We start from the raw sequence: 26,353 nt of genomic DNA on the forward strand, positions 1-26,353 counted from the left end.
GCTGGATATGAAGATCAATGTGATCGGCGGAGAAATGGAAAGACAAGAGATCGACGAGTACATAAAGTACGCGGGTCAGAAGTATGTTGGCAGGCAGATAAGTGAACTGGATATTATCATTGACGGTGAGTATGTAGACCTCAGAGTCCGCTTCAAGGACATGGATTTTCAGAGAGCCTACCGTTCGGCAGATTATCTGGTGAATAGTATGGAAAAGCTCAATGATGCAAAGCAGAAGGAGTTTTCCGAAAAGCAGCGCCACAAGGTTTAAGGAGTACTGAATGAATTTAACGAACATCGGCACAGTCAAGGAGATATTGTCACGTCACGGTTTCAGTTTCTCGAAGGGACTGGGACAGAACTTTATCATAAATCCTGATATATGCCCGAAAATAGCAGAAAACGGCAATGCCTGCAAGGGCTTTGGTGTCCTTGAGATAGGAACGGGCATTGGAGTTCTCACAGCTGAGCTTGCAAAGCGGGCAGACAAGGTCACGGCAGTAGAGATCGACACTCGTCTTCTGCCCATACTTGAGGAGACACTTGCAGATTTTGATAATGTGAAGATCATCAACGAGGACGTAATGAAATGCGACCTCCACAAGCTCATAGATGAGGAGTTTTCAGGGCTGAAAACAGCGGTATGTGCGAATCTTCCGTATTACATCACATCACCGATAATCATGATGCTCCTTGAAAGCAGACTGCCGATCGAGTCGATAACGGTAATGGTTCAGAAGGAAGCAGCACAGCGCCTTTGCGCAAAGGTGGGCACAAGAGATTCGGGAGCTATAACAGTGGGCGTAAATTATTTTGGCACCGTAAAGAAGCTTTTTGACGTTTCACGCGGCAGCTTCATGCCTGCCCCGAATGTTGACTCGGCAGTAATAAGGATAGACCTCAATTCAGAGCATCGCCTTGATGAGGAAAGCGAACGCTTTTTCTTCAAAGTGGTGAAAGCAGGTTTTGAGCAGCGCCGCAAGACTCTCGCAAATGCTCTGTCGTCCATAATGGGCATACCTAAGGATAAGGTATATGCGGCTCTCGGCAGCATCGGGCTTCCTGAGACAGCACGTATAGAACAGCTCGATATGGAGCAGCTTGTTGCTTTTGCGGCAGAGATCGGGAAAAACTGACATGGGAAAACTTTACGGAGTAAGCGTCGGAGCAGGTGATCCTCAGCTAATGACGCTGAAAGCGGTACAGATCATCAGAGAATGCAGCGTGATTGCAGTTCCGCGCACAAGCGGCAGCAATACACTTGCACTTTCCATTGCCGAGAGCGTATGCGACCTATCGGTCAAGCGTATCATTTATGTTGATTTTCCCATGAGCCGCGACGAAAATGTTCTGAACGCAAACTATGACAAAGCCGCAAAACAGCTTTGTGCAGAGCTTGGGAGCAATGACGCTGCCATGCTTGCTCTCGGCGATATCTCGGTCTATTCCACGTTCAGCTATATTGCGGAGCGCGTTCGCAGACTTGGCTTCGATGTGGAGATATGCCCCGGAGTTACCAGCTTCAGCGCAGCGGCAGCTCTGCTCGGCAAACCGCTTTGTCTCGGCAGAAAGCCTCTGCATATCATTCCGTATGACTGCGAAGAACTTGAAGAAATGCTGGAACTTAGCGGAACGAAGGTCATCATGAAGGCAGGGAAGAATTCAGTTGAACTCATAGAACTGCTTCGCAGAAAGGGACTTGTGGAGCATACATCTGTCGCAGTGAACTGCGGACTACCTGATGAAAGATTGTACCGCAGCTGCGGTGAGGTAAGCAATGAAACAGGCTATTTCACCGTATTTATTATAAGTGACGGGGAGTGAGCTCATGAAACTTGATGAGTTTATTTACAAAGGCTCGCAGAAAATGCGCTGCGGTTATACTACAGGTTCATGTGCTGCGGCAGCTGCAAAGGCAGCGGCGGAAATGCTCCTTACGGGACGGCGCACAGATACGGTGGAGCTTATGACTCCCAAAGGGATACTGCTTCGTCCGGATATAACAGAGCAGATCGTCGGCAGTGACTTTGCCTCATGTGCAGTTATCAAGGACAGCGGTGACGATCCCGATGTTACTGACGGTATAAGGGTATGCGCAGCTGTAAGGACTTCGGACAGCGGCGTTAGGATACTTGGCGGCGAAGGCATCGGCAGAGTTACAAAGGCAGGTCTTGACCAGCCTGTGGGAGAAGCTGCTATCAATTCTGTGCCGCGAAAAATGATAACATCGGCAGTTATGGAAATTGCTGAAAAGTACGGCTATTCAGGCGGCTTTGAGGTTACTGTCTCAGTTCCCGGCGGTGAGGAGCTGGCATACAAGACGTACAATCCGAGAATGGGCATAGAAGGCGGTATCTCAATTATCGGCACCAGCGGCATAGTCGAACCCATGAGCAATACCGCTCTTGTGGAAACTATCCGTACCGAGGCGAAAATGCGTCGTGCTGAGGGTCAGAGAAATATGCTGCTGACTATCGGCAATTACAGTGAGAGCTTTGTGCAGAACGAGCTGCCGTTCTCACTTGAGCGCAGTGTCACTTGCAGTAATTTTATCGGCGATGCCATAGATATCGGACTGGAACTTGGATTTGAGTCCATACTTATCGTCGGACACATCGGCAAACTCGTAAAACTTGGCGCAGGTATCATGAATACCCATTCATCGTGGGCTGACGGCAGAATGGACGTACTCGTCACCTGCGGAGTTCTTGCTGGAGCAGATGCGGATACACTGAAAAGGCTGCCTGACTGTGCTACAGCAGACGCAGCGATGGATATACTTGATGAAGCGGGCTATCTTGAAAAAACGGTGAAAGTACTCGAAAAGCGCATGGAATACTACCTCCGTGCGAGAGTAAAGGAACAGGTCAGGATAGCCGCTGTTTCTTTTTCGTACAAACGGGAACTTATCATAAAGACGAGCCTCGCTGATGAACTTATCGAGGCTGTCAGGGGGGAAGAAAATGGTTGAATTTGTAGGTGCCGGCTGTGGAGCAGCTGATCTGATAACGTTAAGGGGAAAAAGACTCATAGAGGAAGCAGATGTTATAATATATGCAGGCTCTCTGGTAAATCCTGAGCTGCTTGCGTATGCAAAGTCTGATTGTGAGATATACAACAGTGCGCTCATGCATCTTGATGAAGTCATTGAAATAATGAAAAAAGCCGAAGTATCAGGGAAAACTACAGTTCGTCTGCATACGGGCGATCCGTGTGTATACGGAGCTGTCAGAGAGCAGATGGACAGGCTCGAAGAACTTGGGATAGAGTACAGTGTTACTCCGGGAGTAAGCTCATTCTGCGGAGCTGCTGCGGCTTTAAGAGCTGAATATACACTGCCCGATGTGTCTCAGACAGTGATACTCACCAGAATGGCTGGACGCACTCCTGTTCCCGAAAGAGAGAGTATCGAGAGCCTTGCAGCTCATCATGCAACCATGGTTATATTTCTTAGTACAGGTATGCTCGATGAGCTTGCGAAGCAGCTTATTGCAGGCGGATACAGTGCGGATACGCCTGCGGCTATAGTTTATAAGGCTACATGGAGCGATGAAAAGATAGTTCGCTGCACTGTGGGCAAACTTGCGGAAGAAGCTCGGAAAAACAGTATATCCAAAACCGCACTTATAACCGTAGGAGATTTCCTCGGTGATGATTATGCGCTGTCAAAGCTTTACGACAAGCATTTTGAGACAGGATTCAGAAAGGCAGAGGACGTATGAATATCGCAGTATTTTCCGTTACCGAAAACGGCAGGCAGCTTTCACAGAGGGTCAGCGGTCTGCTCGGCGGAGAGCACAAAGTCAGCCGTTATTGCTTCCACAAGCATACCGATGACGATGCAGCTGTATTCTGGAATATTGGCAGTATGGTCGGAAGACTTTTTGAGCGCTCCGACGCATTTATATTCATATGTGCCTGCGGGATCGCAGTTCGTGCAGTAACGCCGTATATCGGAACAAAAGCCGATGATCCTGCCGTTATCGTCATGGACGACTGCGGAAGGTTCGTTATACCTGTCCTTTCGGGACATATCGGCGGAGCAAACAGGCTCTCTGAGGTAATAGCCGAACGCATTGATGCGACTGCGGTAATAACTACCGCTACCGATACGGGTGGAAAATTCTCGCCCGACAGCTTTGCGGTGGCAAATAACTTGATAATCACTGATCTGAAGGCTGCAAAGGACATTGCGGCAGCTGTTCTCGACGATGAAAAGATAGGTTTTTCCAGCAGTTACAGTCACAGTGGACTTCCCGAGGAGCTTACTGAATTCGGCATATGCAGGACGGGGATATACATTGGTACTGACAGGAATGCTCAGCCTTTTGATGTCACGCTGCGGCTCATTCCGAGAAATATAGTCCTTGGTATAGGCTGCAAAAAAGGAACTTCCTGTGAAGCTATCATGAACGCAGCGGAAGAAGTGCTCGGAAGGTATCAGCTTGATATGAGAATGATATCTAAGATATGTACTATTGATATCAAAAAGGACGAAAAGGGACTCCTTGAGTTCTGTGAGAAAAACGGCTGCGAGCTTACTGTGTTTACAGCCGAGGAGCTCATGAGCGTCAGCGGTGATTTTGAGCCGTCGGGATTTGTGCTCGAAACCACAGGTGCGGACAATGTGTGTGAACGCAGTGCGGTGCTGGGCAGCGGCGGAAAGCTGATAATACGAAAAAACGCACTTGACGGTGTGACAGTGGCGGCTGCGGAAATGCCTGTGTATCTTGATTTTGAAAGGAAGGTCTTATGAAGCTCTATGTTGTTGGAATAGGCTGCGGAAGCAGAAACGGTCTTACGCTCGAAGCAGAAGAAGTTCTGCGGAATTGTGATATAATCGTCGGATATACGGTATATATCGAGCAGATCAAGCGGTATTACCCTGATAAGGAATGCTTTTCCACAGGAATGAAGCACGAGACAGAACGTGTGGAGCTTGCTCTGAGACTTGCAGGAGAAGGACAGAATATAGCTCTTGTATGCAGCGGAGACAGTCAGATATACGGTATGGCAGGACTTGCCATGGAGATGTCGGAAAAGTTCCCGAATGTGGAAGTGGAAGTTGTAGCTGGAGTTACTGCTGCAATAAGCGGCGGAGCTGTGCTCGGTTCTCCCATGACTCATGACTTCGCGGTGATAAGCCTGTCTGATCTGCTTACTCCGATGGAAAAAATAGTGAAGCGGCTTCGCTGTGCTGCAGAGGGGGATTTTGTTATCGCACTGTATAATCCCTCGTCCAAAAAAAGAGTGGATCATCTGCAAAAAGCCTGTGATATCATGCTTGAATACCGCTCACCGAAAACAGTGTGCGGCATAGTGAAGAATATAGGCAGGGACGGTCAGGAAAGCCGTATAATGGAGCTTTCGGAGCTTCGTGATACACAGGTGGATATGTTTACAACAGTATTTATAGGCAACTCCGAGACCCGTGTCATCAACGGAAAAATGGTAACGCCGAGAGGCTATCGGAATGTGTGAGCTGCTCATCTTCGGAGGGACTACTGAGGGCAGGGAACTGGCTGAATACTGCGTTGAAGTCGGAGTGCCAACGGCTGTATCCGTGGCGACCGAATACGGCGGAGGACTTCTTCCGAACAGTGAAAGGCTGCATATCATGGTCGGCAGACTTGACAGCGAACATATGAAAATGCTTATGCGTGATATAGGCTGCCGAGCTGTTATTGATGCAACTCACCCATATGCGACTGAGGTCACTGAGAATATAAAAGCTGCCTGCAATGCTGCGGATATCCCGTATCACAGGCTTCTGAGGGCTTCCGAAGATCTGACCGGCTGTTCGGTCTATCCCTCGATGCATGAGCTCGTGGAAAGACTTAACAGCGGCAATGAGACTGTCCTCAGTACTCTCGGGAGCAAGGAATTTGCGAAGCTTACAGAGGTGCGCGGATACGCCGAGCGTATCTGGTGCAGAGCCCTGCCCACTGCTGAGATACGCCGTCAATGCAGGGAATACGGTTTTGCGGAAGATCAAATGATACTGGAAAAAGGTCCGTTCTCGGTCGAGCAGAATATCGCTCATATACGTATGAGCGGGGCGAAGCTCATCGTTACAAAGGAGAGCGGCACAGCAGGAGGTTTTCCTGAAAAAATAGAGGCTGCGAGACAGTGCGGCATTGAGGCGCTGGTTCTTGCAAGACCCTCAGAAGTCGGAAATACAATGGACGAGATCAAAAATATCATACTGAAAATGAGGAGGTGATGAGGTGAAGATATACATTGTCGGCATTGGCGTAGACGGAGTTAAAACGCTGACACGGGAAGCTGAAGAAGCAATAGCTTCTGCCGATGTTCTTATTGGTGCAAAGCGTATGCTTGATCCCTTCTTGGCTCTGGGAAAGCCGTTCCTGACAGAGTACAGGAGCACAGAGATCGTCAGGTATCTGAATGAAAACAGCTTCGGTATGGCAGCTCTCCTGATGTCGGGAGACTGTGGATTTTTCAGCGGAGCAAAAAAACTTGCGGAGCTCCTTGACGACCACGATACCGAAGTTATCAGCGGTATTTCTTCACCTGTTTACCTCTGTGCAAAGCTCAAAAAGGAGTGGTCGGACTGCTTTTTTGTAAGTCTTCACGGTCAGGACGGGAATATCGCAAGGCACGTAAAAGCGCATGAAAAGACGTTTTTCCTTCTCGGCGGCGATCTGAAGGCTTCGGATATATGCGGAAGACTGTGCGAGTACGGTATGGACGATGTTGTGGTATATATCGGCGAAAGGCTCGGATATGACAACGAGCGTATCATCACAGGAAAGGCTTGTGAGCTTATCGACTTCGAGACTGACGGACTGTGTGTTATGCTTGCGGAGAACAGGGACTGCGAAAAAGCCTTGCCGTGCGGAATATCAGATGACGAATTCATCAGGGGAAAAGTTCCTATGACGAAATCAGAGATCAGGACACTTGTTGCTGTTGGACTTGATATCGGAAAAAATGATACCTGCTGGGATATAGGCGGCGGTACAGGTTCGGTATCTGTGGAAATGGCAGTCAGATGCGAAAACGGTATTGTATGTACTGTTGAAAAAAATCCCGAAGCTGTTGGGCTTATCAGACAGAATCAGCGTAAATTCGGCTGTGACAATATAAGAGTGCTGGAGGGAAAAGCAGAAGAACTCGTCAATGATCTGCCTGCGCCCGACTGTGTTTTTATTGGTGGTTCGGGAGGTATGCTCGAAGAAATCATCGCGGCTGCGATCGGGAAAAACAGCAGTGCGAGGCTCATCGTCACGGCAGTTTCTCTTGAAACGCTCTCTGAGTGCATCGCTCTGTTCGACAAATTCGGACTTGAAGCTGATATTTCACAGATAGCCGTAACAAGGACAAAAAAGATAGGGCAGCACACTATGCTGTCTGCCGAAAATCCTGTATATATCATTAAAAGGAAACTGCAATGAAAAAAATAATCATCGGCGGGACTCATAGCGGCTGCGGGAAAACTACCGTTGTATGCGCGTTACTTTCAGCTTTGAAAAAACGCGGAATGAGCATTTCGGCGTTCAAATGCGGTCCCGATTATATCGACCCCATGTTTCACAGAACCGTCATCGGGACGGAAGCCTATAATCTGGACAGCTTTTTCTGTGACGATGATACTCTGAGGTATCTGCTGGCAAAGAATTCATCAAATACCGAAATATCCGTCATTGAAGGCGTTATGGGCTATTATGACGGAGCTGTCGGCGGCAGAGGTTCGGCACATTCTGTATCATTGACAACAGATACGCCTGTGATAGTTGTTATTGACTGCAAGGGCGCAGGCGAATCCATAGGCGCGTTCATGAAGGGATTTCTCGAATATCAGCGCCCGAATAATATAATCGGATTCATTTTCAACAGGCTCCCGAAGCGTCTTGTGGAAATGGCAAGGGAAAAATGCGAACAGTTCGGAGTGCGCTATTTTGGCTGTCTGCCGACTAATCCGTGGTGCATCGAGAGCCGCAGGTTAGGACTTGTCACAGCAGCCGAGATAAGCGATATCAGGGAGAAGCTGGAAGAACTCGGAAAACTTGCTGAGGAAAATATCCTTCTTGATGATATCATAAGCTGCAGTGATTCTGCTTTGCCGAATTTTACGGCAAAAGAAGTGAAAAGACTGTCCTGTGAGCGTCCGCCGAAGATAGCGGTTGCGAACGACAGGGCTTTCTGCTTCACATATTCCGATAATATCTCTCTGCTTGAACAGCTTGGCTGCGATATAGAGTACTTCTCTCCTATAAGCGATAAAAAGCTTCCCGACGGCTGCTGCGGGATCATTCTCAGCGGCGGTTATCCTGAGCTTTACGCAAAGGAGCTGTCCGATAACAGGGATATGCTCGATGCGGTGAAGAAGGCTCTGATGCAGGATATCCCGACTATTGCCGAGTGCGGCGGGTTCATGTATCTGCATGAGATGCTCGTGGACAGCGGCGGCAGAGAGTATCCGCTGGTGGGAGCGGTCAGCGGAAAGGTTTTTTCAACGGAGCGCCTTCAGCGTTTCGGGTATGTTACCATGACAGCAAATAAGGACAACCTTTTGTGTGCTGAAAACTATGAGCTGAAAGCTCATGAGTTCCACTACTGGGAAAGCACTGACTGCGGCGATGGTTTTATTGCAAGAAAAGCGGACGGGCGCGAATGGAAATGCGTTCATGCTCATAAAACGCTTTATGCAGGTTTTCCTCATTTGTATTTTTATTCGGATATAAGCATGGCAGAGCGTTTTGCAGCTGCCTGTGCAGCATATGGAGAAAATAATGGATAGGATTCGACTTATAAGACCCACCGACAAAAAGTATTCACAGCTTGCTCAGGAACACTGGGACAGCGTTGCAAAGCCGCTGCGAAGCTTCGGTTTGCTCGAAACGTTCTGGAACAGGATAGCGGCTGTTCAGAAGACAGAGTTTCCCGATATCTCAGAACGTGCTGTTGTCGTTATGTGTGCGGATAACGGCGTTGTTGCGGAGGGCGTGACTCAGACGGACAGCTCGGTGACAGCTGTCTGCACGGAGGCTATCGCCTGTGGCAGATCAAACATCAATGCTCTTGCGGATACGTTCAGAGCTAATGTGTATGCGGTGGATATCGGAGTTGCAGCTGATCTTGAATGTGACAGGGTGATATCAAGAAAACTGGCATACGGTTCGGATAATATCGCTGTCGGACCTGCAATGACAGTGGAAAATGTATACAGAGCAGTTGCAGTGGGCATGGATATGGTCAGAGATCTTGCCGAAAAGGGTGTCAGGATCATAGTTACAGGCGAAATGGGCATAGGGAATACAACTCCCACATCGGCACTATCTTCGGTACTGCTTGGACTTCCGCCCGAAAAAGTTACAGGAAAAGGCGCAGGACTTTCATCGGAGGGACTTCTGCACAAGGCAGAGGTAATAAAACGTGCGATCACTGTGAATTCGCCTTTTTCCGATGATCCTGCCGAGCTGATCTCAAAGCTTGGAAGCTACGAGATAGCAGGCATGACGGGGCTGTTCCTCGGGGGAGCTGTTTACGGAGTGACTATGGTGATAGACGGGGTTATCTCCGCTGTTTCGGCAGTCCTTGCATCAATGTTCGCACCTGCTTCGGTGGATTATATGCTGGCAGGACACGTTTCTGCCGAACCCTCGGGCAGAATGCTGCTTGAACGTCTTGGGCTCAATGCTGTCATTGACGGCGGACTGAGACTCGGAGAAGGAACAGGTGGTATATTGCTGCTGCCGCTTCTTGACGGCGCGGCTGCACTTTATAACAGAGCTCACCGTTTTGACGGTGCAGGTATAGAAAGGTATGTGGAACTGATATGATTACACTCGTTACAGGCGGAGCTAAATGCGGAAAATCAAGCTATGCAGAAAAGGTTCTGGAAAACTTTGAAGGTGAAAAATATTATGTTGCAACTATGAATCCAATGGGCGATGATGCGAAGGAGATAATCGCACGTCACATCAAAATGCGCAGAGATAAGGATTTTGTGACAGTTGAATGCCTGCGCGACATCGGCAATGCAGATGTGCCTGAAGGCTGTGCTGTGCTCATTGAGTGTATGGGAAATCTCTGTGCAAATGAGATGTTCATTGGGCCGAACGTGCATAAACCCGCTGAAAAAATAGTTGAAGGGATACGTCGGCTGTCGGAGAGAACTGCTGAGCTGGTCATAGTAACCAATGAAGTCGGCTGTGACGGTATAAGCTATTCTGCTGATACAAAGGCATATATAAGTCAGCTGTCCGAGATAAATTGTAAGATAGCCGAATTTGCCGATAATGTTGTAGAGTGTGTTTACGGTATACCTGTTGTCAGAAAGGGAAGTCTGATATGCTGAATTCGTTATTTTCGGCGTTTCAGATGTATTCGCGGATACCGACACCGAAAGTTGAATGGCGCGATGAGAACCGCCGCTATTCAATGTGCTTCTTTCCCCTTATAGGAGCTGTGATGGGAGCCCTTGCGGTAGTCTGGTGTTTTGTCTGCGATAAACTTGATATCGGCAGTTTCCTGTATGGGGCCGGAGTGTTTGCAATGACGGTTATCGTCACAGGAGGTATACATCTTGACGGCTACTGCGATACCTGTGACGCAAGAGCTTCATGGGGAGACAGACAGAAAAAGCTTGCTATACTCAGTGATTCGCACATAGGAGCTTTTGCGGCAATAAAGCTGGCGGTTTATGCGGTGGTGTATACTGCTCTGCTGAGCGAGCTGAATGATTATTCGTCGGCTGTAGTCATTGGCTGCGGATATGTCCTGTCAAGGGCTCTCAGCGGATTTGCCGCGGTGACGTTCAGGGCTGCGAAAAAAGAGGGAACGCTGCAAAGTTTTTCGGTACCTGCGGATAAAAAAACAACGGTGAGGGTGCTGATAATTACAGCGGCAGTGTGCTGCTGCATAATGATGTTTTTCAGCTTTACTGCGGGTACAGCAGCTTCTGCGGCGGCTTTGCTGACAATGCTTTGCTACAGAAGGACAGCGTACAAGGAATTCGGCGGCATAACAGGTGATCTTGAAGGCTGGTTCCTGCAAATGTGTGAGATGTGGATCGCAGCGGCGGCTGTGTTCGCTTTGAAATTAAGGGAGGTATTATGAGATGAAAATGATAATCGGAGGAGCTTATCAGGGAAAAATACGTTTTGCCTGCAACTGGCTCGATATGGACAGAGCTGATATGATAAACGGTTCGACCTGTGATTTTGAGGAGGCTTTCTCAGCTGATGTGATAAAGAGCTATCACCGCCTTATCGCAAGACTTCTTGCAGAGGGTGTTGATCCTGTGGAATTTACCAAGAAGCTCTGCGAACAGAACAAGGACGCGGTAATAATCATGGACGAGACAGGCTGCGGCATCGTTCCGATAGAAAAATCAGACCGTACAAGACGCGAAGTAACAGGACGCTGCGGCTGCATAATTGCAAGAGAGAGCGATACTGTCATTCGTGTTATCTGCGGTATACCAACGTATCTGAAAGGCGCTCCGAATGAGGGTTGATCTTATAAGGCACGGCAAGACTATGGGAAATTCCGAGCTGAGATATATCGGACGAACTGATGAAGCGCTCTCCTTCATCGGCATATCCGAACTTGTGAATATTGATTATCCGCCGTGCGGATACCTTATAACAAGTCCTATGAAACGCTGTATACAGACAGCTGAACTGATATTCCCGAATCATACACCTGTTGTATGTGACGGTCTGAGAGAGTGCGATTTCGGAGACTTTGAGGGCAGAAACTATATCGAGCTTTCTATGGACAGCCGTTATCAGCGCTGGATCGACAGCGGCGGCGAGGACGCTTTTCCGAACGGTGAAAGCCCTGACGATTTCAAGAAGCGCTGTGTCGGGAGCTTCCTGAAATGTATCAGCGAAGTGCCTGATGGAATGGCGGCAACATTTGTTGTTCACGGCGGTACTATCATGGCTGTGCTCGAACACTTTGCCGTGCCGCACAAAAGCTATTATGACTGGCATATCGCCAACGGACACGGTTATATAACGGAATTTGACGGAGAAAAAATTACAGTTACGGAGAAAATATGAATTACTTTATCGCGGCGCTGCCACTGCTGCTGGGAGCTGCCATTGACTGTGTGCTGGGAGATCCTTATTCGCTCCCGCACCCGATACGACTAATCGGCAAGTTGATATCATTGCTCGAAACTTTAGTGCGCAGACGCATGAAAAGTCACCTCCGCTCAGGCGGAGTTTTTCTTGCATTGACAGTGCTGCTGATATCAACGGCAGTACCGTTTTTGCTGCTCATTGTATGTTACAGCATCAATGTAATATTCGGAGCGGTCGCCGAGGGGATAATGTGTTATTATCTTATGGCTGCGCGTTGTCTCAGGGACGAGAGCATGAAGGTGTACAGAGCTGTGAAGCGCGGTGACACAGAGGGGGCAAGAAAAGCAGTATCAATGATAGTCGGCAGGGACACTGATGTGCTCGATGAAACGGGTATAATAAAAGCGGCTGTGGAAACAGTTGCGGAGAATACTTCCGACGGCGTGACAGCTCCGCTCATGTATATGTCTGTAGGAGGAGCGGTACTTGGATTCTTCTATAAAGCTGCCAATACCATGGATTCCATGATAGGATACAAAAATGAGAAATATGCGGATATAGGTCGTTTTGCGGCAAAGCTCGATGATGTGCTGAATTATATCCCTTCGCGTCTGACAGCTCTTGCGATGACAGCAGCTGCACCTGCTGTCGGACTTAACGGAAAGAGAGCTTTTCGCATATGGAAGCGTGACAGAAGAAAACACGCAAGTCCGAATTCCGCACAGACCGAGGCAGCCTGTGCAGGTGCTCTCGGAGTGCAGCTTGCAGGTGATGCGTACTATTTCGGTGAGCTTCACAAAAAAGAGTTCATCGGTGATCCTGTCCGCGCAATTGAAAACGAGGATATCCGCCGTGCAAACAATCTCATGTATGCAGGTTCTGCCATTGTTTTTGCGGCTGCTTTGTTTGTCAGGGCTGTGATAGTCGGAGGTATATTATGCTGAACGGAAAACACGGAGGAAATGATCTTGCGCATGACATAAAGCTTGATTTTTCGGCAAATCTTAATCCTCTCGGTATGCCTGACAGTGTGCGCAGAGCTGTTATTGCTTCGGCTGATGTATGGGAGAGATATCCCGACCATGAGAGCAGGGAGCTCCGCGGAAAGCTCAGCAAAAAGCTTGAGGTCAGTGCAGAAAAAATAGTATGCGGAAACGGTGCGGACGACCTCATCTACCGAGCTGTTGGAGCTCTCAGACCTCGCCGCGCACTGGTCTGCACACCTGCCTTTTCAGAATACGGGAAAGCTCTTGCGGAACACGGGTGTGAGGTGCGTGAGCATCACCTTGATGCGGCAAACGGCTTTGCGGTCACGGAGAGCATTATCGCTGATATCGAGGGGAACAACATGGTATTTATCGCATCGCCGAACAATCCCACGGGAACTGTTATCGGGAGAGAGATGCTGGAAAAGATCGTTGATGCCTGCGAAAAATACAGTGCCTATCTTGTGTGCGATGAGAGCTTTATCGGCTTCACTGAAAATGCCTGTGAGCTCACTGCGACAGGTATTCTTTCGCCTAAAGTCATAGTGCTGCGCTCATTCACAAAGCTCTTTGCAATGGCAGGTCTGAGGCTTGGCTATGCGGTGTGCGGCAGCTCTGACACTGCCTCCCTGATATCTTATTCGGGACAGTACTGGAGTGTTTCTGCTCCTGCACAGGCAGCAGGTATCGCAGCACTTGATGAGAATGAGTACGTGGTAAAAAACGTGAGATATGTTTCGGCTGAGAGAGAGTTCCTTTCGTCGGAGCTTTCTGAATGCGGATTAGAAGTGTTCCCGTCGTCTGCCAATTATCTGCTGTTTCGCGGCGACTCTAAGCTGGGAGAGTACCTTTTGAATGAGGGCATACTTGTACGCAGCTGTGCGGATTACAGCGGTCTTGATGATAGCTTTTTCCGCATTGCAGTCCGCACACATGAAGAAAATCAGCAGCTCATAAACGCAGTAAGGAGGATAATGAATGGCTAAAGCGATAATGATACAGGGAACGATGTCTAATTCGGGAAAGAGCTTTTTTGCAGCAGCACTTTGCCGTATATTCAGTCAGGACGGCTATTCGTGTGCTCCCTTCAAGTCCCAGAATATGGCTCTCAACTCCTATATAACCGCTGACGGCTGCGAGATAGGCAGAGCTCAGGCGATGCAGGCTGAGGCGGCAGGTGTCGAGCCGTCAGTGCTCATGAATCCGATACTCCTGAAGCCTACCACCGATGTTGGCTCTCAGGTCATAGTCAACGGCAGAGTTGTCGGCAATATGACTGCGGCGGAGTACTTCAGGCGTAAACGTGAGCTTGTACCTCGGATCATGGATTCATATGAAAAGCTTTCAGCGGCTCACGATATCATCGTTATCGAGGGGGCGGGAAGTCCTGTGGAGCTGAACCTGAAATCGGACGATATCGTGAATATGGGTATTGCAGAGCTGGCAAAAGCTCCTGTACTTCTGGTGGGAGATATCGACAGGGGCGGCGTTTTTGCACAGCTTCTCGGCACGCTTAGTCTGTTCGAACCGAATGAGCTTGACATGGTAAAGGGACTTGTGGTGAACAAATTCCGCGGAGACATCTCGCTATTCGGAAGCGGAAAGGATATTCTTGAAAAGCGCGGCGGCAAGCCTGTTCTCGGAGTTGTTCCCTTCCTGAAATGTGACATTGAGGACGAGGACAGCCTGTCCGCAAAGCTTTACGGTAACAATGCAGGTATAATTGATATTGCAGTTATACGGCTGCCTAAGATATCGAATTTTACGGACTTTGATGTGTTTTCGCAGTATGAGGACGTTTCTGTGCGGTATGTCACAAAGTATGAAGATCTCGGCATACCCGATATGGTTATTATCCCCGGTACAAAGAGCACTATCGCTGATATGAAATGGCTGCGGGAGAGCGGCATAGAAGCAGCTGTAAAGCGCCTTGCAGCAAAGGATACTCCTGTCTTCGGCATCTGCGGCGGCTATCAGATGCTGGGAGAGAACATATCCGATCCGCTTTGCAGTGAGTGTGGCGGAAGTATCAGCGGTATGGGACTTCTTGACTGCCGTACTGTTTTCGGAGCTGAAAAGACTCAGACGCAGACCTGCGGAAGATTCAGCGATATCGGAGGAGTTTTCAGCTGTCTCAGCGGTGCGGAGTTCAGCGGCTATGAGATACACATAGGCAGTACAGAGAGCAGCGAAAAGCAGCTCCTGGACTGCGGCGGCGAATACAGCGGCAATGTTTACGGCTGCTATATCCACGGAATATTTGACAGTCCGCAGGTCTCTGAGCGCATAGTGAAAACGCTGTATGAGCGAAAAGGCGTGAAATACCGCGGCGGTATCATTGACCGCAGTGCATACAAAGAATCCCAGTTCGATATACTTGCCGACGGTGTGCGGAAAAGTATTGATATGGAACTGCTTTACAAGATCGTCAGGGAGGGACTGTAATGGAACTTGAATACGTTCTGCCAAAGGATATAGAAAGGCGGAGCTTTGAGCTTATCGAGGCTGAACTTGGAGACAGGAAGCTCCCTGAGGATATAAGACCTATCGTCATGAGAGCTATTCACACGACTGCGGATTTTGATTATTACGACAATCTGTACTTTTCCGACGGAGCTGTAAAAACAGCTCTTGAAACTATACATGACGGTGCAGTCATAGTTACCGATACGAATATGGCAAAGTCAGGTGTGAACAAGGCAGCACTTGCACGGCACGGCTGTACGGTGGAATGCTACATGGCTGACAGCGACGTTGCAGCCGAGGCTGCCGAAAAGGAAACGACACGGGCAGCAGCCTCCGTGGATAAGGCGGCAGGACTGGACAAGCCTGTCATATATGCTGTGGGAAATGCGCCTACTGCTCTTGTACGCCTTTGCGAGCATATCAAGGCAGGGAGCTTTGTTCCGAAGCTGGTCATAGGTGTGCCTGTGGGCTTTGTAAATGTTGTCCAGTCGAAGGAAATGATAATCGGGAGCGGCATACCGTGTATCGTTGCAAGAGGTCGGAAAGGCGGCAGCAATGTTGCCGCAGCTATATGCAATGCTCTGCTTTATATGGCAGACGGAAGATGAACAAAAAGCTGTGCAAACGCGCAGCTTTTTTCTTTTTCTGCAAAAAATCGCTCATTGTGACGGCGGACTGCGACATTTCACTCGGCATATCTGTGCTATAATTGATTGTAATTTTTTGTGAGGTGATATGTCGTGTTCGATATAAAAAGAATAAAAAACTGGAAATATGCAGGAGATGTGCTGGGCTTTGCGGTATGTACTGTGGCAGGCTATCTGCTTTCGGGAACATCGGTCGGCGGAGTGTCCACGTTTGCGGATATCTCCGCAGCAGGTGCGGTCAGCCTGCCGTCGGCTGTTGCAGTTTTTACAGGCAGCTTCGTACATAGCATCATCAGCGGCACAGTCGGAAAAAACATCGTTAAGCTGTCTGCACTGGCGCTGATAGTCATAATAAAAATGTTCCTCGAACCCCGAAGCGAGCCGAAACTGAATGGTATAAACACAGGCATAAGCGTTTTTGTGTCAGGAGCAGCTGTTTCGGCTGTTATCGGTGAGTTGCCCTATAAACTGTTGTTTTACCTCTTTTACGGCGGTATCGCGGGCTTTGCTGCATATTCAGCTGCAATAGTCCTGTACGGACTGAGGAAGAAGCGTGTTGCAGATATTTCGGGGAAAGGCGGCTTCTCATGTGCTGTTGTGTATATCGTGACGATCGCTTCGTTGTGTGCCGTAAAGCTTCCCGCGCTGGATCTCGGGGTCATCGCAGGAGCTGCGGCAACTCTTACCGCTTCGTATTTCTATGGTCAGACGGGAGGTGTGCTATGCGGTACTCTGACAGTCGGCGGAGCATTTCTGTCGTCTTCATCGGCAGGCACGGAAATAGTTCTTCTGCCTGTTGCAGGCTTGCTTGCGGGATTTTTCAACAAACAGCGTCCGCAGACCTCAGCAGTGCTGTTTACTGTGATATACTTTGTAATGACTGTATTTACGGGACTGTCGGTAAACAGCGCTGAAAGTATCATGAACATTATATGTGCAGCTCTAATATTTATTCCTGTATCGGGGCGCTTTTCGGACAAATGGATCAGTACGGGTACAGAGCCTGCGGCGGTTTTTCCTGATGTGATAAATACACGTATGAGCTTTTTGTCGGATACCTTCAGGGAGCTGAGATGCGAATCCGAACGCATTTCGGACATACTTGCGGACGGCAGTGACAATGACCGTGAGATAGCTGAGAATTCCGAAGCTGTATGTTCTATGTGTTACCGTCGTCCTTTCTGCTGGAAATCAGACAGAGGCAATACTTACCGCGGCTTTTCAAAGCTTTCGGAGATGTGTGAATTTTCAAGGGAAAGCTTTCCATCTGAGCTTTCTGACTGTCTGCACAAGGACGAGCTGCTTGATGCTTTCAACAGGAGTTCACATGAAAAAGCTGCTGCGAAGTTAATGGAGATGCGCTTTTCGGAAAGCCGCAGCCTACTTCACGAGCAGATGAAGATCACTGAGGAGCTTATCCGTGCAGCAGGTGAACGTCTTGATGTGCGCTGCTCCGAGACAGTGAGCAGGAGCATACGTGCCAAGCTGTGCAAGTTCGGTTTCGAGCCGACTGCCGTTATCGCTTATTACAACGCTCGTGACCGTCTTCTTGCGGAGGTGTATTTTTCGGCGGATAATGCTCCCGAAAGCAGCAGACGCATATGCGATCTTATCGCCGATGAGCTCCATTTGCAGCTGGACTGCACTGAGTTTGTACGCTCGGGAAACGAGGTGAGGATACGTGTGTTCGAGAAGCCTGCCTACAGCATGGAGGTGTATGCTGCTTCCTCATGTGCAGAGAATGAATCGGCAAACGGAGACACGCACACTGCATTCACCGACGGTGCAGGCATAGGCTATGTTGTGCTTTCGGACGGTATGGGAACAGGCAGGAACGCTTCCGCGGAATCACATATGGTCGTAGGACTTTTCAAGAGGCTCACAGCAAGCGGAGTCAATTTTGAGTCTGCCATAAAGCTCATAAATTCCATAATGATAACGAAATCAAGTGAGGAGAGCTTTGCAACGCTTGATGTACTTCGCATCGACCTTGACGAGTGTGTACTCACAGTGGTGAAATCAGGAGCTGCAGCGACCCTTATCAGGCACAGGGGCGGTGTGATGAAGATAACTGCTCCAACTTTCCCGATAGGCATTTATGAACGTTCGGAGATATTTACGAGAGTGTGCGAGTTTGAAGCAGGGGATATAGTCATCATGTTCTCCGACGGCATATCGGAGAATGCCTACCCCTTTATCAAGGAGCTGCTTCTGGGAGGTGATGATATCAGACATATCGTGAGTGAGATATGCAGCAAAGCGGAGGTGTTCAATCCGACTATCCATGCTGACGATGTGACGGTGATAGGCGTAAAAGTCAACAAATAGGGAATAGCAGAGGTTTGTGAACAAAATATTAACTCAAATGTTAGATAATACAGGCGAAATAAGGACGTTTGCTGTGCATTTTGACAAATGCTTGAGAGAAAAGTTCAGAATTAAATTGTCAAATTGCACTAAATCGAAGTGGCAATATTAGCATAACGTATGAAATTTCTCGGCGTTTTTCAAAAAAGCTTGAATAATTCTGCTGATTCTGATAAAATGTATTATAGCAAAGGAGGCTGAATTATGTCTGTTAATAAAAATAACAATCCAAATGATTTTCCACTGTACCTTTTTTATCAGGGAAAAAACTATGAAGCATATAAATTTTTTGGCGTACACTCCAAGAAAAAAGGGAGAGGCAAGAATTACGTTTTCAGAGTTTGGGCTCCTAATGCTGTAAGTGTTTCTGTAGTCGGCGATTTTAACGACTGGGACAAAACACTGAACCCCATGACGCTGATTTCTGACGGCGTGTGGGAGACTGAGATATCGGGTCTGAAACAGTTCGATGCTTATAAATACTGCATCGAGACCAAAGATGGAAAATTTCTTATGAAGGCTGACCCGTATGCACATCACTACGAGACACGTCCGGGTACTGCTTCAAAAATATATGAGAGCGATTACAAATGGAGCGATGACAAATGGTTCAAGGAGAAAAGCTCGAATAATATTTTCAAAAATCCCGTGAATGTTTATGAGGTACATCTCAGTTCGTGGAAGAACTACGGTGAGGAAGTATTTTTCGATTATGTTGCCTTTGCTAAGGAGATAATCCCTTACTTAAAGAAGATGTCATACACCCATGTGGAGTTCATGCCCCTTACGGAATATCCTTATGACGGTTCATGGGGTTATCAGGTGACAGGCTATTTTGCTCCTACATCACGCTACGGAACTCCCGATGATCTCAGAAAGATGATAGATATGTTCCATGATGCGGGGATAGGTGTAATACTTGACTGGGTACCTGCACATTTCCCGAAGGACGAGGCAGGTCTGTATGAATTCGACGGCACCTGCTGCTATGAGTATACAGACAACCGCAAGAAGGAACATAAAGCATGGGGCACAAGAGTATTTGACTACGGCAAGGCTGAGGTATGCTCGTTCCTTATCTCCAGTGCAAACTACTGGTTCGATGAGTTCCACGTTGACGGTCTGAGAGTTGATGCAGTCGCTTCAATGCTCTACCTTGACTATGACAGAAGTGAGGGCGAGTGGGCTGCCAATATCTACGGCGGCAACGAGAACCTCGAAGCTGTTGAATTCCTGAAGCACCTCAACGAAGCTGTTTTCTTCAAGCACCCGGATGCCCTTATGATAGCTGAGGAATCAACTGCATGGCCTCTGGTAACAAAACCGACCGATATCGGCGGTCTCGGCTTCAACTTCAAATGGAATATGGGCTGGATGAACGATATGCTGAGCTATATGTCGCTCGATCCCATATATCGCGCATTCAACCACGATAAGCTCACATTCTCTTTCTTCTATGCTTTCTCAGAGAACTATATCCTGCCTATCTCACACGATGAGGTAGTTCACGGAAAGTGCTCTATGATAAATAAAATGCCCGGGGAGTACGACCAGAAGTTCGCTTCGTACCGTGCTTTCCTCGCATATATGATGGCTCATCCGGGCAAGAAGCTCCTGTTCATGGGACAGGAATTCGGTCAGATGAAGGAGTGGGACTACAAGTCTCAGCTGGACTGGAACTTAATGGATATCGACGCTCATAAGAAGCTGCTGAAGTTCTCGGAAAAGCTCAACAGATTCTATATCGAGAATCCTCCGCTCTGGCAGAATGACGACTCGTGGAACGGCTTCAGCTGGATATCCAACGATGACTACAAGCAGAGTATCATCTCGTTCCGCCGCATTGACGATAACGGCGATGAGATAATCACAGTCTGCAACTTTGTTCCTGTTGAACGCAGAGATTACAGGATCGGCGTTCCGCAGAAGGGCAGATACAAGCTCGTGTTCAACACCGATGCTGTTGAATACGGCGGTTCGGGTATCACCGAGAGCTCTTTCAAGTCCGAAAGCGTACCTATGCACGGTCATGATAACAGTATTTCTATGACACTTGCCCCTCTCTCTGTTATATATCTGAAGTATTCACCTGTAAAAAAGAGAACGGCTGTGCCTAAGACAGACGGATCAGCTGCGGATACTGATACCTCAGAGACAAAAAAATCAGCAGAAAAGGCATCGGGAAGTTCTGTCAGAAAGGCAAAGACCTCGGCGAAGAAGGAGACTTCTGCCAAAGAAAAATAATCCTATAAAGCATTAATGATCCAGGAGGAATAATATGTACACTAAAAAAAGAGTCGTTGCAATGCTCCTTGCAGGCGGTCAGGGAAGCAGATTATATGCATTGACTAAAAATGTCGCAAAGCCTGCGGTACCATATGGCGGAAAATACAGACTTATTGATTTCCCGCTTTCAAACTGCACCAATTCGGGCATTGATACTGTAGGCGTTCTTACCCAGTATCAGCCCCTTGTACTCAACGAGTACATAGGAAACGGACAGCCGTGGGATCTGGACAAGATGAACGGCGGCGTTCATGTGCTCCCACCTTATGAGACTCAGGCGGGCGCTTCGTGGTACGAGGGTACAGCAAATGCTATTTATCAGAATATGCGCTTTATCGAGCGTTATGATCCTGAGTATGTGGTGGTTCTCGGCGGCGATCATATCTATAAGATGGACTACTCAAAGATGGTGGATTTCCACGTTGCAAACAATGCGGACTGCACTATCTCGGTAATAGATGTTCCGAAAGCAGAGGCTTCACGTTTCGGAATCATGATCTGCGACGAACAGAAGCAGGTCGTAGACTTCGTTGAGAAGCCAAAGGTACCGAAGTCAACTCTCGCTTCAATGGGCATATATGTTTTCAGCTGGGCAAAGCTGAAGAAGTATCTCATCGAAAACGAGGAGGACGCAAATGCGAAACGCGCAAAGGGCGAGCCTTGGTCAAAGGACTTCGGCAAGGATATCATCACCTCTATGCTTAGGGATAAGCAGCGTCTTTTCGCTTATGAGTTTGAAGGCTACTGGAAAGACGTAGGAACTCTTGATTCTCTCTGGGAGGCTAATATGGACCTCCTCAGCCCGAGTGTTCCTCTCGATCTCTATGATCCTAACTGGAAGATATATTCACGCAACAGCAATATGCCGCCGCAGTATGTTGGAGACAATGCCTGCATCGAGAACTCAATGATCTCGGAGGGAAGCACTATCGACGGAACTGTTGATTTCTCTATCCTTTTCTCAGGTGTTACTATCGAGGCGGGCGCTACCGTAAACTACAGTATCATCATGCCGGGAACTGTAATCAAGTCGGGAGCTGTAGTTGAGTATGCTATCGTCGGAAGCGACAGCGTTATCGAGTCCCGTGCGCATATCGGCGCAAGTCCCGAACAGATCGAGGACAGGGATAGCTGGGGCATTGCCGTTGTCGGACATAACGTCACTGTTTCGGCAGATAAAGTCGTTGAGCCGAAACAGATCATCGGCGAAAATATCTGACGGAGGAATGTTGCTATGAGTGTTAATTATAATGTTTTAGGTCTTGTCTTTGCAAGTATGCATGACTCTTATGTCAGTGAGCTGACAAAGCAGAGGACTATGGGTTCGATACCTTTCGGCGGTCGTTACCGTCTTATCGACTTCCCACTTTCAAATTTTGTCCATTCGGGCGTTTCAGAGGTAGGAGTCATTACAAAGTCCAATTACGGATCGCTCCTCGATCACCTGGGCTCAGGCCGTGACTGGGATCTTTCACGTAAGAAGGGCGGACTTCATCTCCTGCCGCCGTACAGCCAGACAGGCGGTATCTATAACGGCAGACTGGATGCTCTGAATAATATATGGAGTTATGTTGAACATTCTAACGCTAAATACGTTATAATGTCAAACTGTGATGTTGTCACCACACTTAACTTCAACCCTGTGCTCAAGCAGCATAAGGAGACAGAGGCTGATATTACTCTCATTTACAGCAAGGGAATGTATAACTGTGAGAAGGACAACTGCACTACAGTGCTGGAGTTTGATGACGATCAGCGTCTGAGAGATGCTCTTGTTGATCCGCAGATATCTGGCGAGTGCAATATCTGGCTCGAAATGTGCATCGTTTCAAAGGAATTCCTGAAGAAGATAGTTTCCGATGCCGCAAGCCGAAATCAGTACAGCTTCACCCGTGAGATACTTCAGGGAAAGAAGGAAGAATTCAAGATAATGGGCTACAGGCATGACGGCTTCTTTACAAGGATCGACAGTATCCAGGATTTTTATGATGCAAACAGAATGCTCCTTGATCCTGAGAAGAAAAATGCATTGTTCCCGAAGAATATGCCCGTTCTTACAAAGATAGGCGACAACGGTCCTGTCAAGTACGGACTTGAGTCGAATATAAAGGATTCACTTATTGCTGACGGCTGCATAGTAGAGGGAACAGTCATAAATTCTATCCTGTTCAGAGGTGTCAAGGTCGGAAAGGATTCGGTCGTTAAGGACTGTGTTCTGCTTCAGGGAACCAAAGTCGGCGAAGGCTGCAGCATTTCCTCTGTCATTACCGATAAGAATGTAGAAATAAGCAATGAAAAGGTGCTTACAGGCTCCGAGACATATCCGCTGTATATAGCAAAAGGCGGTAAGATCTGACGGCGGTGATAAAATATGAAAATACTATTTGCTGCCAGCGAAGCTGTACCATTTGCAGCTTCAGGCGGACTCGCAGATGTAGTAGGTTCGCTCCCGAGAGCGATAAAGTCAAAGCGTCATGACTGTAGGGTAGTCATTCCGCTGTACAAGTCAATAAAGCCTGAATTCCGCGAAAAAATGGCCTTTGTGACCAATATAACTGTTGACGTTTCTTGGCGCAAGCAGTACTGCGGTATCTTTATGGCTATTAAGGACGGCATAACCTATTATTTCATTGATAATGAATATTACTATTCAAGGGACGGGCTGTATGGTTTCTATGACGACTGTGAAAGATTTGTTTTCTTTGACAGGGCTGTTCTCGAAATGCTCAAGTATATTGATTTTACGCCCGATATTATCAACTGCAACGACTGGCAGACTGCGCTGATACCAGTATACTATAACGTATACTACAAGTATCAGCAGGGATATGACGGAATCAAGACTGTTTACACTATCCACAACATAGAGTATCAGGGCAAGTACGGCAAGGAAGTGCTCGATGAGATCATGGGCATTCCGATGTATAATGCAGGACTGCTCGACTATGACGGACACGTAAACATGATGAAGGGCGCTATAGAGTGCTGTGATATGATAACGACCGTAAGTCCGAGCTATGCGTGGGAAATACTCGACCCGTGGTATGCTCACGGACTTGACAGGATACTCGTCACGAGGCAGTATAAGCTTCGCGGCATCATGAATGGCATAGATACAAAGCTCTATGACCCCGAGAAGGACAAGTACATTGCAGCGAACTATTCTGCAAAGAAGCTCGCAGGAAAAGAGAAATGCAAGGAGGCTCTGCTTATGGAGCTGGGACTTGCAGCGGGTGACGAACCGATCATAGGTATCGTTACACGTTTTGTAAGACATAAGGGCATTGATCTTATAAGGTGCGTTTTTGAGGAAATGGTGCGCAGCGGGATAAAGTTTGCTGTGTTGGGCAGCGGTGAGAAGATATATGAGGATTTCTTCATTGAAATGGCAAGAAGATATCCTGACAAAGTATCGGTTACCGTAGGCTTTGAGCCGGAGCTCTCACACAGGATATATGCAGGATCGGATATGTTCCTCATGCCGTCACAGAGCGAACCGTGCGGACTTGCTCAGATGATAGCAATGAGATACGGAACAGTTCCTATAGTGCGTGAAACAGGCGGACTGCGAGACTCTGTCCGCGATAATGGCGGCGAAAACGGAAACGGCTTCACATTCAAGACGTATAATGCAAATGATATGCTGGATGCTGTTAACCGTGCGCGCAGGGACTACGAGAACAGAAGCGAATGGGAAGAACTTGTGGAGCGCGCTATGGAGTGCGATCACAGCTGGTCGTCATCAGCTGATCTGTATATAGAAACATATAAGAATCTGCTTAAAAAAGATTGATAAAAACAAAAGACGTTTCAGCAGTCGGCTGGAACGTCTTTTTATGTAACAGAAAAAAAGCCATAGAGCAAAACGAAACTGCTCTGTGGCTTTTCTTATCAGAATTTTACTTGTTCGGGGTAACAATCAAAGATGAGCTTCTCCGGAATATGGCAGAAAATATCAACGATCTCACTATCGAGCTGAGTTCCGGAAACATCGCGGATAATTCTAATAGCTTCTTCATGGGAGCCTGCTTCACTGTATGAGCGCTTCATTGTGATAGCGGAGTAAGTGTCGGCAACAGCGATAATACGCGAAGCAAGAGGAATCTTCGAGCCTTTCAGGCCATAGTAGCCGCTGCCGTCGATCCTTTCGTGGTGATATAATATCCATGGAACGATATCGCTGAAAGAGTTAAGAGGTTCGAGGATATTAACGCCGATCTGCGGGTGCTTTTTCATGATGCCCCATTCATCTGAGTCGAGTCTTCCTGGTTTGTTCAGAATTCGTTCAGGAACACCGAGTTTGCCGACATCATGCATAAGAGCGGCGTATTCGAGACTAATCAAATTGATCTCATGCTTTTCGTGGTAAGGCAAATGCTCATAGATAAGCATAGTCAGATGCTGAACATGACGGCTGTGACCGTTAAGGTTAGGGTCACGGGCATCAATTACGCCGATAAGGAGCTCGGCAATGTCAATGCTACGAGCCTTGGTGCGGTTCATAAGAACGAACATAATAGTTATCATGATAGCAGCAAAAATGCTTCCGCTGAAAAGAAGGGCTGCGATCATAAGATCAGGCTTCATCTTAAAAGTGATGAAAAGATATGCGATAAGGAAAAACATGAGAAGCACCAGGGCGATATTCTTCCAGAATCGTATCCTGCCGCGGCCTGCTGAAAGAACATCTCTCAACGAGCGTAAAAAGCCGACATATTTCCAGATGTTAACGATCATCTGCAAAATGCCGATGGTCAACAATGTATAAATAAATATCAGCAATCAAATTACCTCCCCCCAGAGTATTTTTAATTGCTCTTAAAAACTATATAATAGTATATCACAAGTGAAATAAAAAATCAATACAAAAAGAAATAAAATTTGGGGATTTAAACTGTAAAAAATGTTGCCGTGATAAATGCGGTATTTTTGTCATCATGAGGAAAGAATTTATATGGAAATGTACTGAATATGCGTTGGAAGAACTCTGAAAGATATGATAAATAAAATACACAAAGTAAATTTGAACATAAATCCGATTAGATGAAATGATATTTTGTTGATGATTCTTGCTGCTGAGCGTTCTTTTAGAGAAATAAGAATAATGTCCGTTATTTCGCACAAAAATACTGCTGGATTGTAATATAAGTTTGATTTGACAAATCGCAAAATGGGTGCTATAATATAAACACTGACCGACACGGAGAGTCAATACGACGAAAAAAATTCTGAAAAGAAAATGGAAAAAGTACTTGACAAACCGAAAGGGAAGTGATATAATATATAGGCTGCTCTAAAGCGGTTGAGTATGAAGGAAAAAATTTCCGAAAGAAATTTTGAAAAAGTACTTGACAAAGCGAAGAGAAAGTGATATAATAATTAAGCTCTCTGAGAGAGAGTGATACAGCATCTTGAAAATTGAACAATGCGAATAAGAAAAGTAACGACCCTTGAGATTCCTTTTTAGAGAATAAAGAGGAAAGTCAAGAAAAGACTTTAAAAAACACAAAGTAATAACGCAAGCGTTATTGAACAGGATTAG

The 26,353-nt window shown here is 47.4% G+C and carries 25 protein-coding genes; 24 read left to right on the forward strand and 1 reads right to left on the reverse strand.

Going from position 1 to position 26,353, the window contains the following annotated elements:
• Positions 1–7 precede the first annotated feature (7 nt).
• The 24 genes from K6G33_RS09230 to glgA all read left to right on the forward strand — a co-directional run bounded on the left by K6G33_RS09230 (position 8) and on the right by glgA (position 24,604).
• Positions 8–271, forward strand: a complete 264-nt coding sequence (locus K6G33_RS09230) for a hypothetical protein (protein WP_296778647.1) — start codon at positions 8–10, stop codon at positions 269–271.
• A gap of 10 nt (positions 272–281) precedes the next feature.
• A complete protein-coding gene (rsmA, locus tag K6G33_RS09235; protein ID WP_296778649.1) occupies positions 282–1,136 on the forward strand; it encodes a 16S rRNA (adenine(1518)-N(6)/adenine(1519)-N(6))-dimethyltransferase RsmA in 855 nt (284 codons plus the stop codon).
• A gap of 1 nt (position 1,137) precedes the next feature.
• Entirely contained in the window at positions 1,138–1,824 is a 687-nt protein-coding gene (gene cobI, locus K6G33_RS09240; protein WP_296778652.1) for a precorrin-2 C(20)-methyltransferase, read from the forward strand.
• Positions 1,825–1,828: 4 nt separating this feature from the next.
• Positions 1,829–2,971: a cobalt-precorrin-5B (C(1))-methyltransferase CbiD gene (cbiD, locus tag K6G33_RS09245; RefSeq protein ID WP_296778654.1), complete on the forward strand. Its 1,143-nt coding sequence runs from the start codon at positions 1,829–1,831 to the stop codon at positions 2,969–2,971.
• Complete coding sequence (gene cobM / locus K6G33_RS09250; protein ID WP_296778657.1) at positions 2,964–3,722, forward strand: precorrin-4 C(11)-methyltransferase; 759 nt, start codon at positions 2,964–2,966, stop codon at positions 3,720–3,722. The genes cbiD and cobM overlap by 8 nt, the downstream gene beginning before the upstream one ends.
• Positions 3,719–4,756: a cobalt-precorrin 5A hydrolase gene (locus tag K6G33_RS09255; protein ID WP_296778660.1), complete on the forward strand. Its 1,038-nt coding sequence runs from the start codon at positions 3,719–3,721 to the stop codon at positions 4,754–4,756. The genes cobM and K6G33_RS09255 overlap by 4 nt, the downstream gene beginning before the upstream one ends.
• Complete coding sequence (gene cobJ / locus K6G33_RS09260) at positions 4,753–5,481, forward strand: precorrin-3B C(17)-methyltransferase (protein WP_296778663.1); 729 nt, start codon at positions 4,753–4,755, stop codon at positions 5,479–5,481. The genes K6G33_RS09255 and cobJ overlap by 4 nt, the downstream gene beginning before the upstream one ends.
• The gene (gene cobK, locus K6G33_RS09265; RefSeq protein WP_173449607.1) at positions 5,474–6,223 is read left to right on the forward strand and encodes a precorrin-6A reductase; all 750 of its coding nucleotides are present in this window, start codon (positions 5,474–5,476) and stop codon (positions 6,221–6,223) included. The genes cobJ and cobK overlap by 8 nt, the downstream gene beginning before the upstream one ends.
• A gap of 4 nt (positions 6,224–6,227) precedes the next feature.
• Positions 6,228–7,418, forward strand: coding sequence for a precorrin-6y C5,15-methyltransferase (decarboxylating) subunit CbiE (gene cbiE / locus K6G33_RS09270; protein ID WP_296778667.1), 1,191 nt, complete (start codon positions 6,228–6,230; stop codon positions 7,416–7,418).
• The gene (locus tag K6G33_RS09275) at positions 7,415–8,764 is read left to right on the forward strand and encodes a cobyrinate a,c-diamide synthase (protein WP_296778668.1); all 1,350 of its coding nucleotides are present in this window, start codon (positions 7,415–7,417) and stop codon (positions 8,762–8,764) included. The genes cbiE and K6G33_RS09275 overlap by 4 nt, the downstream gene beginning before the upstream one ends.
• Entirely contained in the window at positions 8,757–9,806 is a 1,050-nt protein-coding gene (cobT, locus tag K6G33_RS09280; RefSeq protein WP_296778671.1) for a nicotinate-nucleotide--dimethylbenzimidazole phosphoribosyltransferase, read from the forward strand. Before K6G33_RS09275 ends, cobT begins: the two co-directional genes overlap by 8 nt.
• Positions 9,803–10,324, forward strand: coding sequence for a bifunctional adenosylcobinamide kinase/adenosylcobinamide-phosphate guanylyltransferase (locus K6G33_RS09285; protein ID WP_296778672.1), 522 nt, complete (start codon positions 9,803–9,805; stop codon positions 10,322–10,324). The genes cobT and K6G33_RS09285 overlap by 4 nt, the downstream gene beginning before the upstream one ends.
• Complete coding sequence (locus K6G33_RS09290) at positions 10,318–11,085, forward strand: adenosylcobinamide-GDP ribazoletransferase (protein ID WP_296778674.1); 768 nt, start codon at positions 10,318–10,320, stop codon at positions 11,083–11,085. Before K6G33_RS09285 ends, K6G33_RS09290 begins: the two co-directional genes overlap by 7 nt.
• A 1-nt stretch (position 11,086) precedes the next feature.
• The gene (locus K6G33_RS09295) at positions 11,087–11,485 is read left to right on the forward strand and encodes a bifunctional adenosylcobinamide kinase/adenosylcobinamide-phosphate guanylyltransferase (protein WP_296778675.1); all 399 of its coding nucleotides are present in this window, start codon (positions 11,087–11,089) and stop codon (positions 11,483–11,485) included.
• Positions 11,475–12,035, forward strand: a complete 561-nt coding sequence (locus K6G33_RS09300; protein ID WP_296778677.1) for a histidine phosphatase family protein — start codon at positions 11,475–11,477, stop codon at positions 12,033–12,035. Before K6G33_RS09295 ends, K6G33_RS09300 begins: the two co-directional genes overlap by 11 nt.
• Complete coding sequence (gene cbiB / locus K6G33_RS09305; protein ID WP_296778679.1) at positions 12,032–13,003, forward strand: adenosylcobinamide-phosphate synthase CbiB; 972 nt, start codon at positions 12,032–12,034, stop codon at positions 13,001–13,003. The genes K6G33_RS09300 and cbiB overlap by 4 nt, the downstream gene beginning before the upstream one ends.
• The gene (locus K6G33_RS09310; protein WP_296778682.1) at positions 12,997–14,031 is read left to right on the forward strand and encodes an aminotransferase class I/II-fold pyridoxal phosphate-dependent enzyme; all 1,035 of its coding nucleotides are present in this window, start codon (positions 12,997–12,999) and stop codon (positions 14,029–14,031) included. Before cbiB ends, K6G33_RS09310 begins: the two co-directional genes overlap by 7 nt.
• Positions 14,024–15,490, forward strand: coding sequence for a cobyric acid synthase (locus tag K6G33_RS09315; protein WP_296778685.1), 1,467 nt, complete (start codon positions 14,024–14,026; stop codon positions 15,488–15,490). Before K6G33_RS09310 ends, K6G33_RS09315 begins: the two co-directional genes overlap by 8 nt.
• Positions 15,490–16,119, forward strand: a complete 630-nt coding sequence (locus K6G33_RS09320; RefSeq protein WP_296778686.1) for a precorrin-8X methylmutase — start codon at positions 15,490–15,492, stop codon at positions 16,117–16,119. The genes K6G33_RS09315 and K6G33_RS09320 overlap by 1 nt, the downstream gene beginning before the upstream one ends.
• 132 nt (positions 16,120–16,251) lie before the next feature.
• A complete protein-coding gene (locus K6G33_RS09325) occupies positions 16,252–18,486 on the forward strand; it encodes a SpoIIE family protein phosphatase (protein WP_296778688.1) in 2,235 nt (744 codons plus the stop codon).
• A 243-nt stretch (positions 18,487–18,729) separates the two neighbouring features.
• Positions 18,730–20,769, forward strand: a complete 2,040-nt coding sequence (glgB, locus tag K6G33_RS09330) for a 1,4-alpha-glucan branching protein GlgB (RefSeq protein ID WP_296778691.1) — start codon at positions 18,730–18,732, stop codon at positions 20,767–20,769.
• A 34-nt stretch (positions 20,770–20,803) separates the two neighbouring features.
• On the forward strand, positions 20,804–22,030 hold the full coding sequence (locus K6G33_RS09335) for a glucose-1-phosphate adenylyltransferase (protein WP_296778693.1): 1,227 nt from the start codon (positions 20,804–20,806) through the stop codon (positions 22,028–22,030).
• Positions 22,031–22,045: 15 nt separating this feature from the next.
• Positions 22,046–23,167: a glucose-1-phosphate adenylyltransferase subunit GlgD gene (glgD, locus tag K6G33_RS09340; protein ID WP_296778695.1), complete on the forward strand. Its 1,122-nt coding sequence runs from the start codon at positions 22,046–22,048 to the stop codon at positions 23,165–23,167.
• A gap of 15 nt (positions 23,168–23,182) precedes the next feature.
• A complete protein-coding gene (glgA, locus tag K6G33_RS09345; RefSeq protein ID WP_296778696.1) occupies positions 23,183–24,604 on the forward strand; it encodes a glycogen synthase GlgA in 1,422 nt (473 codons plus the stop codon).
• A gap of 98 nt (positions 24,605–24,702) precedes the next feature.
• Here the strand turns inward: glgA and K6G33_RS09350 are convergent, their stop codons facing one another.
• Positions 24,703–25,593 carry an HD-GYP domain-containing protein gene (locus K6G33_RS09350; RefSeq protein ID WP_296778698.1) on the reverse strand — a complete coding sequence of 297 codons (891 nt, stop codon included), beginning with the start codon at positions 25,591–25,593 and terminating at the stop codon, positions 24,703–24,705.
• Positions 25,594–26,353 lie beyond the last annotated feature (760 nt).

The sequence above is a fragment of the Ruminococcus sp. genome (assembly GCF_024691275.1).
Lineage (GTDB): Bacteria > Bacillota > Clostridia > Oscillospirales > Ruminococcaceae > Ruminococcus.

Coding starts and splice junctions, on each gene's coding strand:
- K6G33_RS09300 (WP_296778677.1), top strand. CDS start 11,475: ATGAGGGTTGATCTTATAAGGCACGGCAAGACTATGGGAAATTCCGAG.
- cobT (WP_296778671.1), top strand. CDS start 8,757: ATGGATAGGATTCGACTTATAAGACCCACCGACAAAAAGTATTCACAG.
- K6G33_RS09310 (WP_296778682.1), top strand. CDS start 12,997: ATGCTGAACGGAAAACACGGAGGAAATGATCTTGCGCATGACATAAAG.
- K6G33_RS09255 (WP_296778660.1), top strand. CDS start 3,719: ATGAATATCGCAGTATTTTCCGTTACCGAAAACGGCAGGCAGCTTTCA.
- K6G33_RS09230 (WP_296778647.1), top strand. CDS start 8: ATGAAGATCAATGTGATCGGCGGAGAAATGGAAAGACAAGAGATCGAC.
- K6G33_RS09320 (WP_296778686.1), top strand. CDS start 15,490: ATGGAACTTGAATACGTTCTGCCAAAGGATATAGAAAGGCGGAGCTTT.
- K6G33_RS09315 (WP_296778685.1), top strand. CDS start 14,024: ATGGCTAAAGCGATAATGATACAGGGAACGATGTCTAATTCGGGAAAG.
- K6G33_RS09290 (WP_296778674.1), top strand. CDS start 10,318: ATGCTGAATTCGTTATTTTCGGCGTTTCAGATGTATTCGCGGATACCG.
- cbiD (WP_296778654.1), top strand. CDS start 1,829: ATGAAACTTGATGAGTTTATTTACAAAGGCTCGCAGAAAATGCGCTGC.
- K6G33_RS09335 (WP_296778693.1), top strand. CDS start 20,804: ATGTACACTAAAAAAAGAGTCGTTGCAATGCTCCTTGCAGGCGGTCAG.
- cobJ (WP_296778663.1), top strand. CDS start 4,753: ATGAAGCTCTATGTTGTTGGAATAGGCTGCGGAAGCAGAAACGGTCTT.
- K6G33_RS09285 (WP_296778672.1), top strand. CDS start 9,803: ATGATTACACTCGTTACAGGCGGAGCTAAATGCGGAAAATCAAGCTAT.
- K6G33_RS09295 (WP_296778675.1), top strand. CDS start 11,087: ATGAAAATGATAATCGGAGGAGCTTATCAGGGAAAAATACGTTTTGCC.
- cobM (WP_296778657.1), top strand. CDS start 2,964: ATGGTTGAATTTGTAGGTGCCGGCTGTGGAGCAGCTGATCTGATAACG.
- glgA (WP_296778696.1), top strand. CDS start 23,183: ATGAAAATACTATTTGCTGCCAGCGAAGCTGTACCATTTGCAGCTTCA.
- cobI (WP_296778652.1), top strand. CDS start 1,138: ATGGGAAAACTTTACGGAGTAAGCGTCGGAGCAGGTGATCCTCAGCTA.
- K6G33_RS09275 (WP_296778668.1), top strand. CDS start 7,415: ATGAAAAAAATAATCATCGGCGGGACTCATAGCGGCTGCGGGAAAACT.
- glgB (WP_296778691.1), top strand. CDS start 18,730: ATGTCTGTTAATAAAAATAACAATCCAAATGATTTTCCACTGTACCTT.
- glgD (WP_296778695.1), top strand. CDS start 22,046: ATGAGTGTTAATTATAATGTTTTAGGTCTTGTCTTTGCAAGTATGCAT.
- cbiB (WP_296778679.1), top strand. CDS start 12,032: ATGAATTACTTTATCGCGGCGCTGCCACTGCTGCTGGGAGCTGCCATT.
- rsmA (WP_296778649.1), top strand. CDS start 282: ATGAATTTAACGAACATCGGCACAGTCAAGGAGATATTGTCACGTCAC.
- cobK (WP_173449607.1), top strand. CDS start 5,474: ATGTGTGAGCTGCTCATCTTCGGAGGGACTACTGAGGGCAGGGAACTG.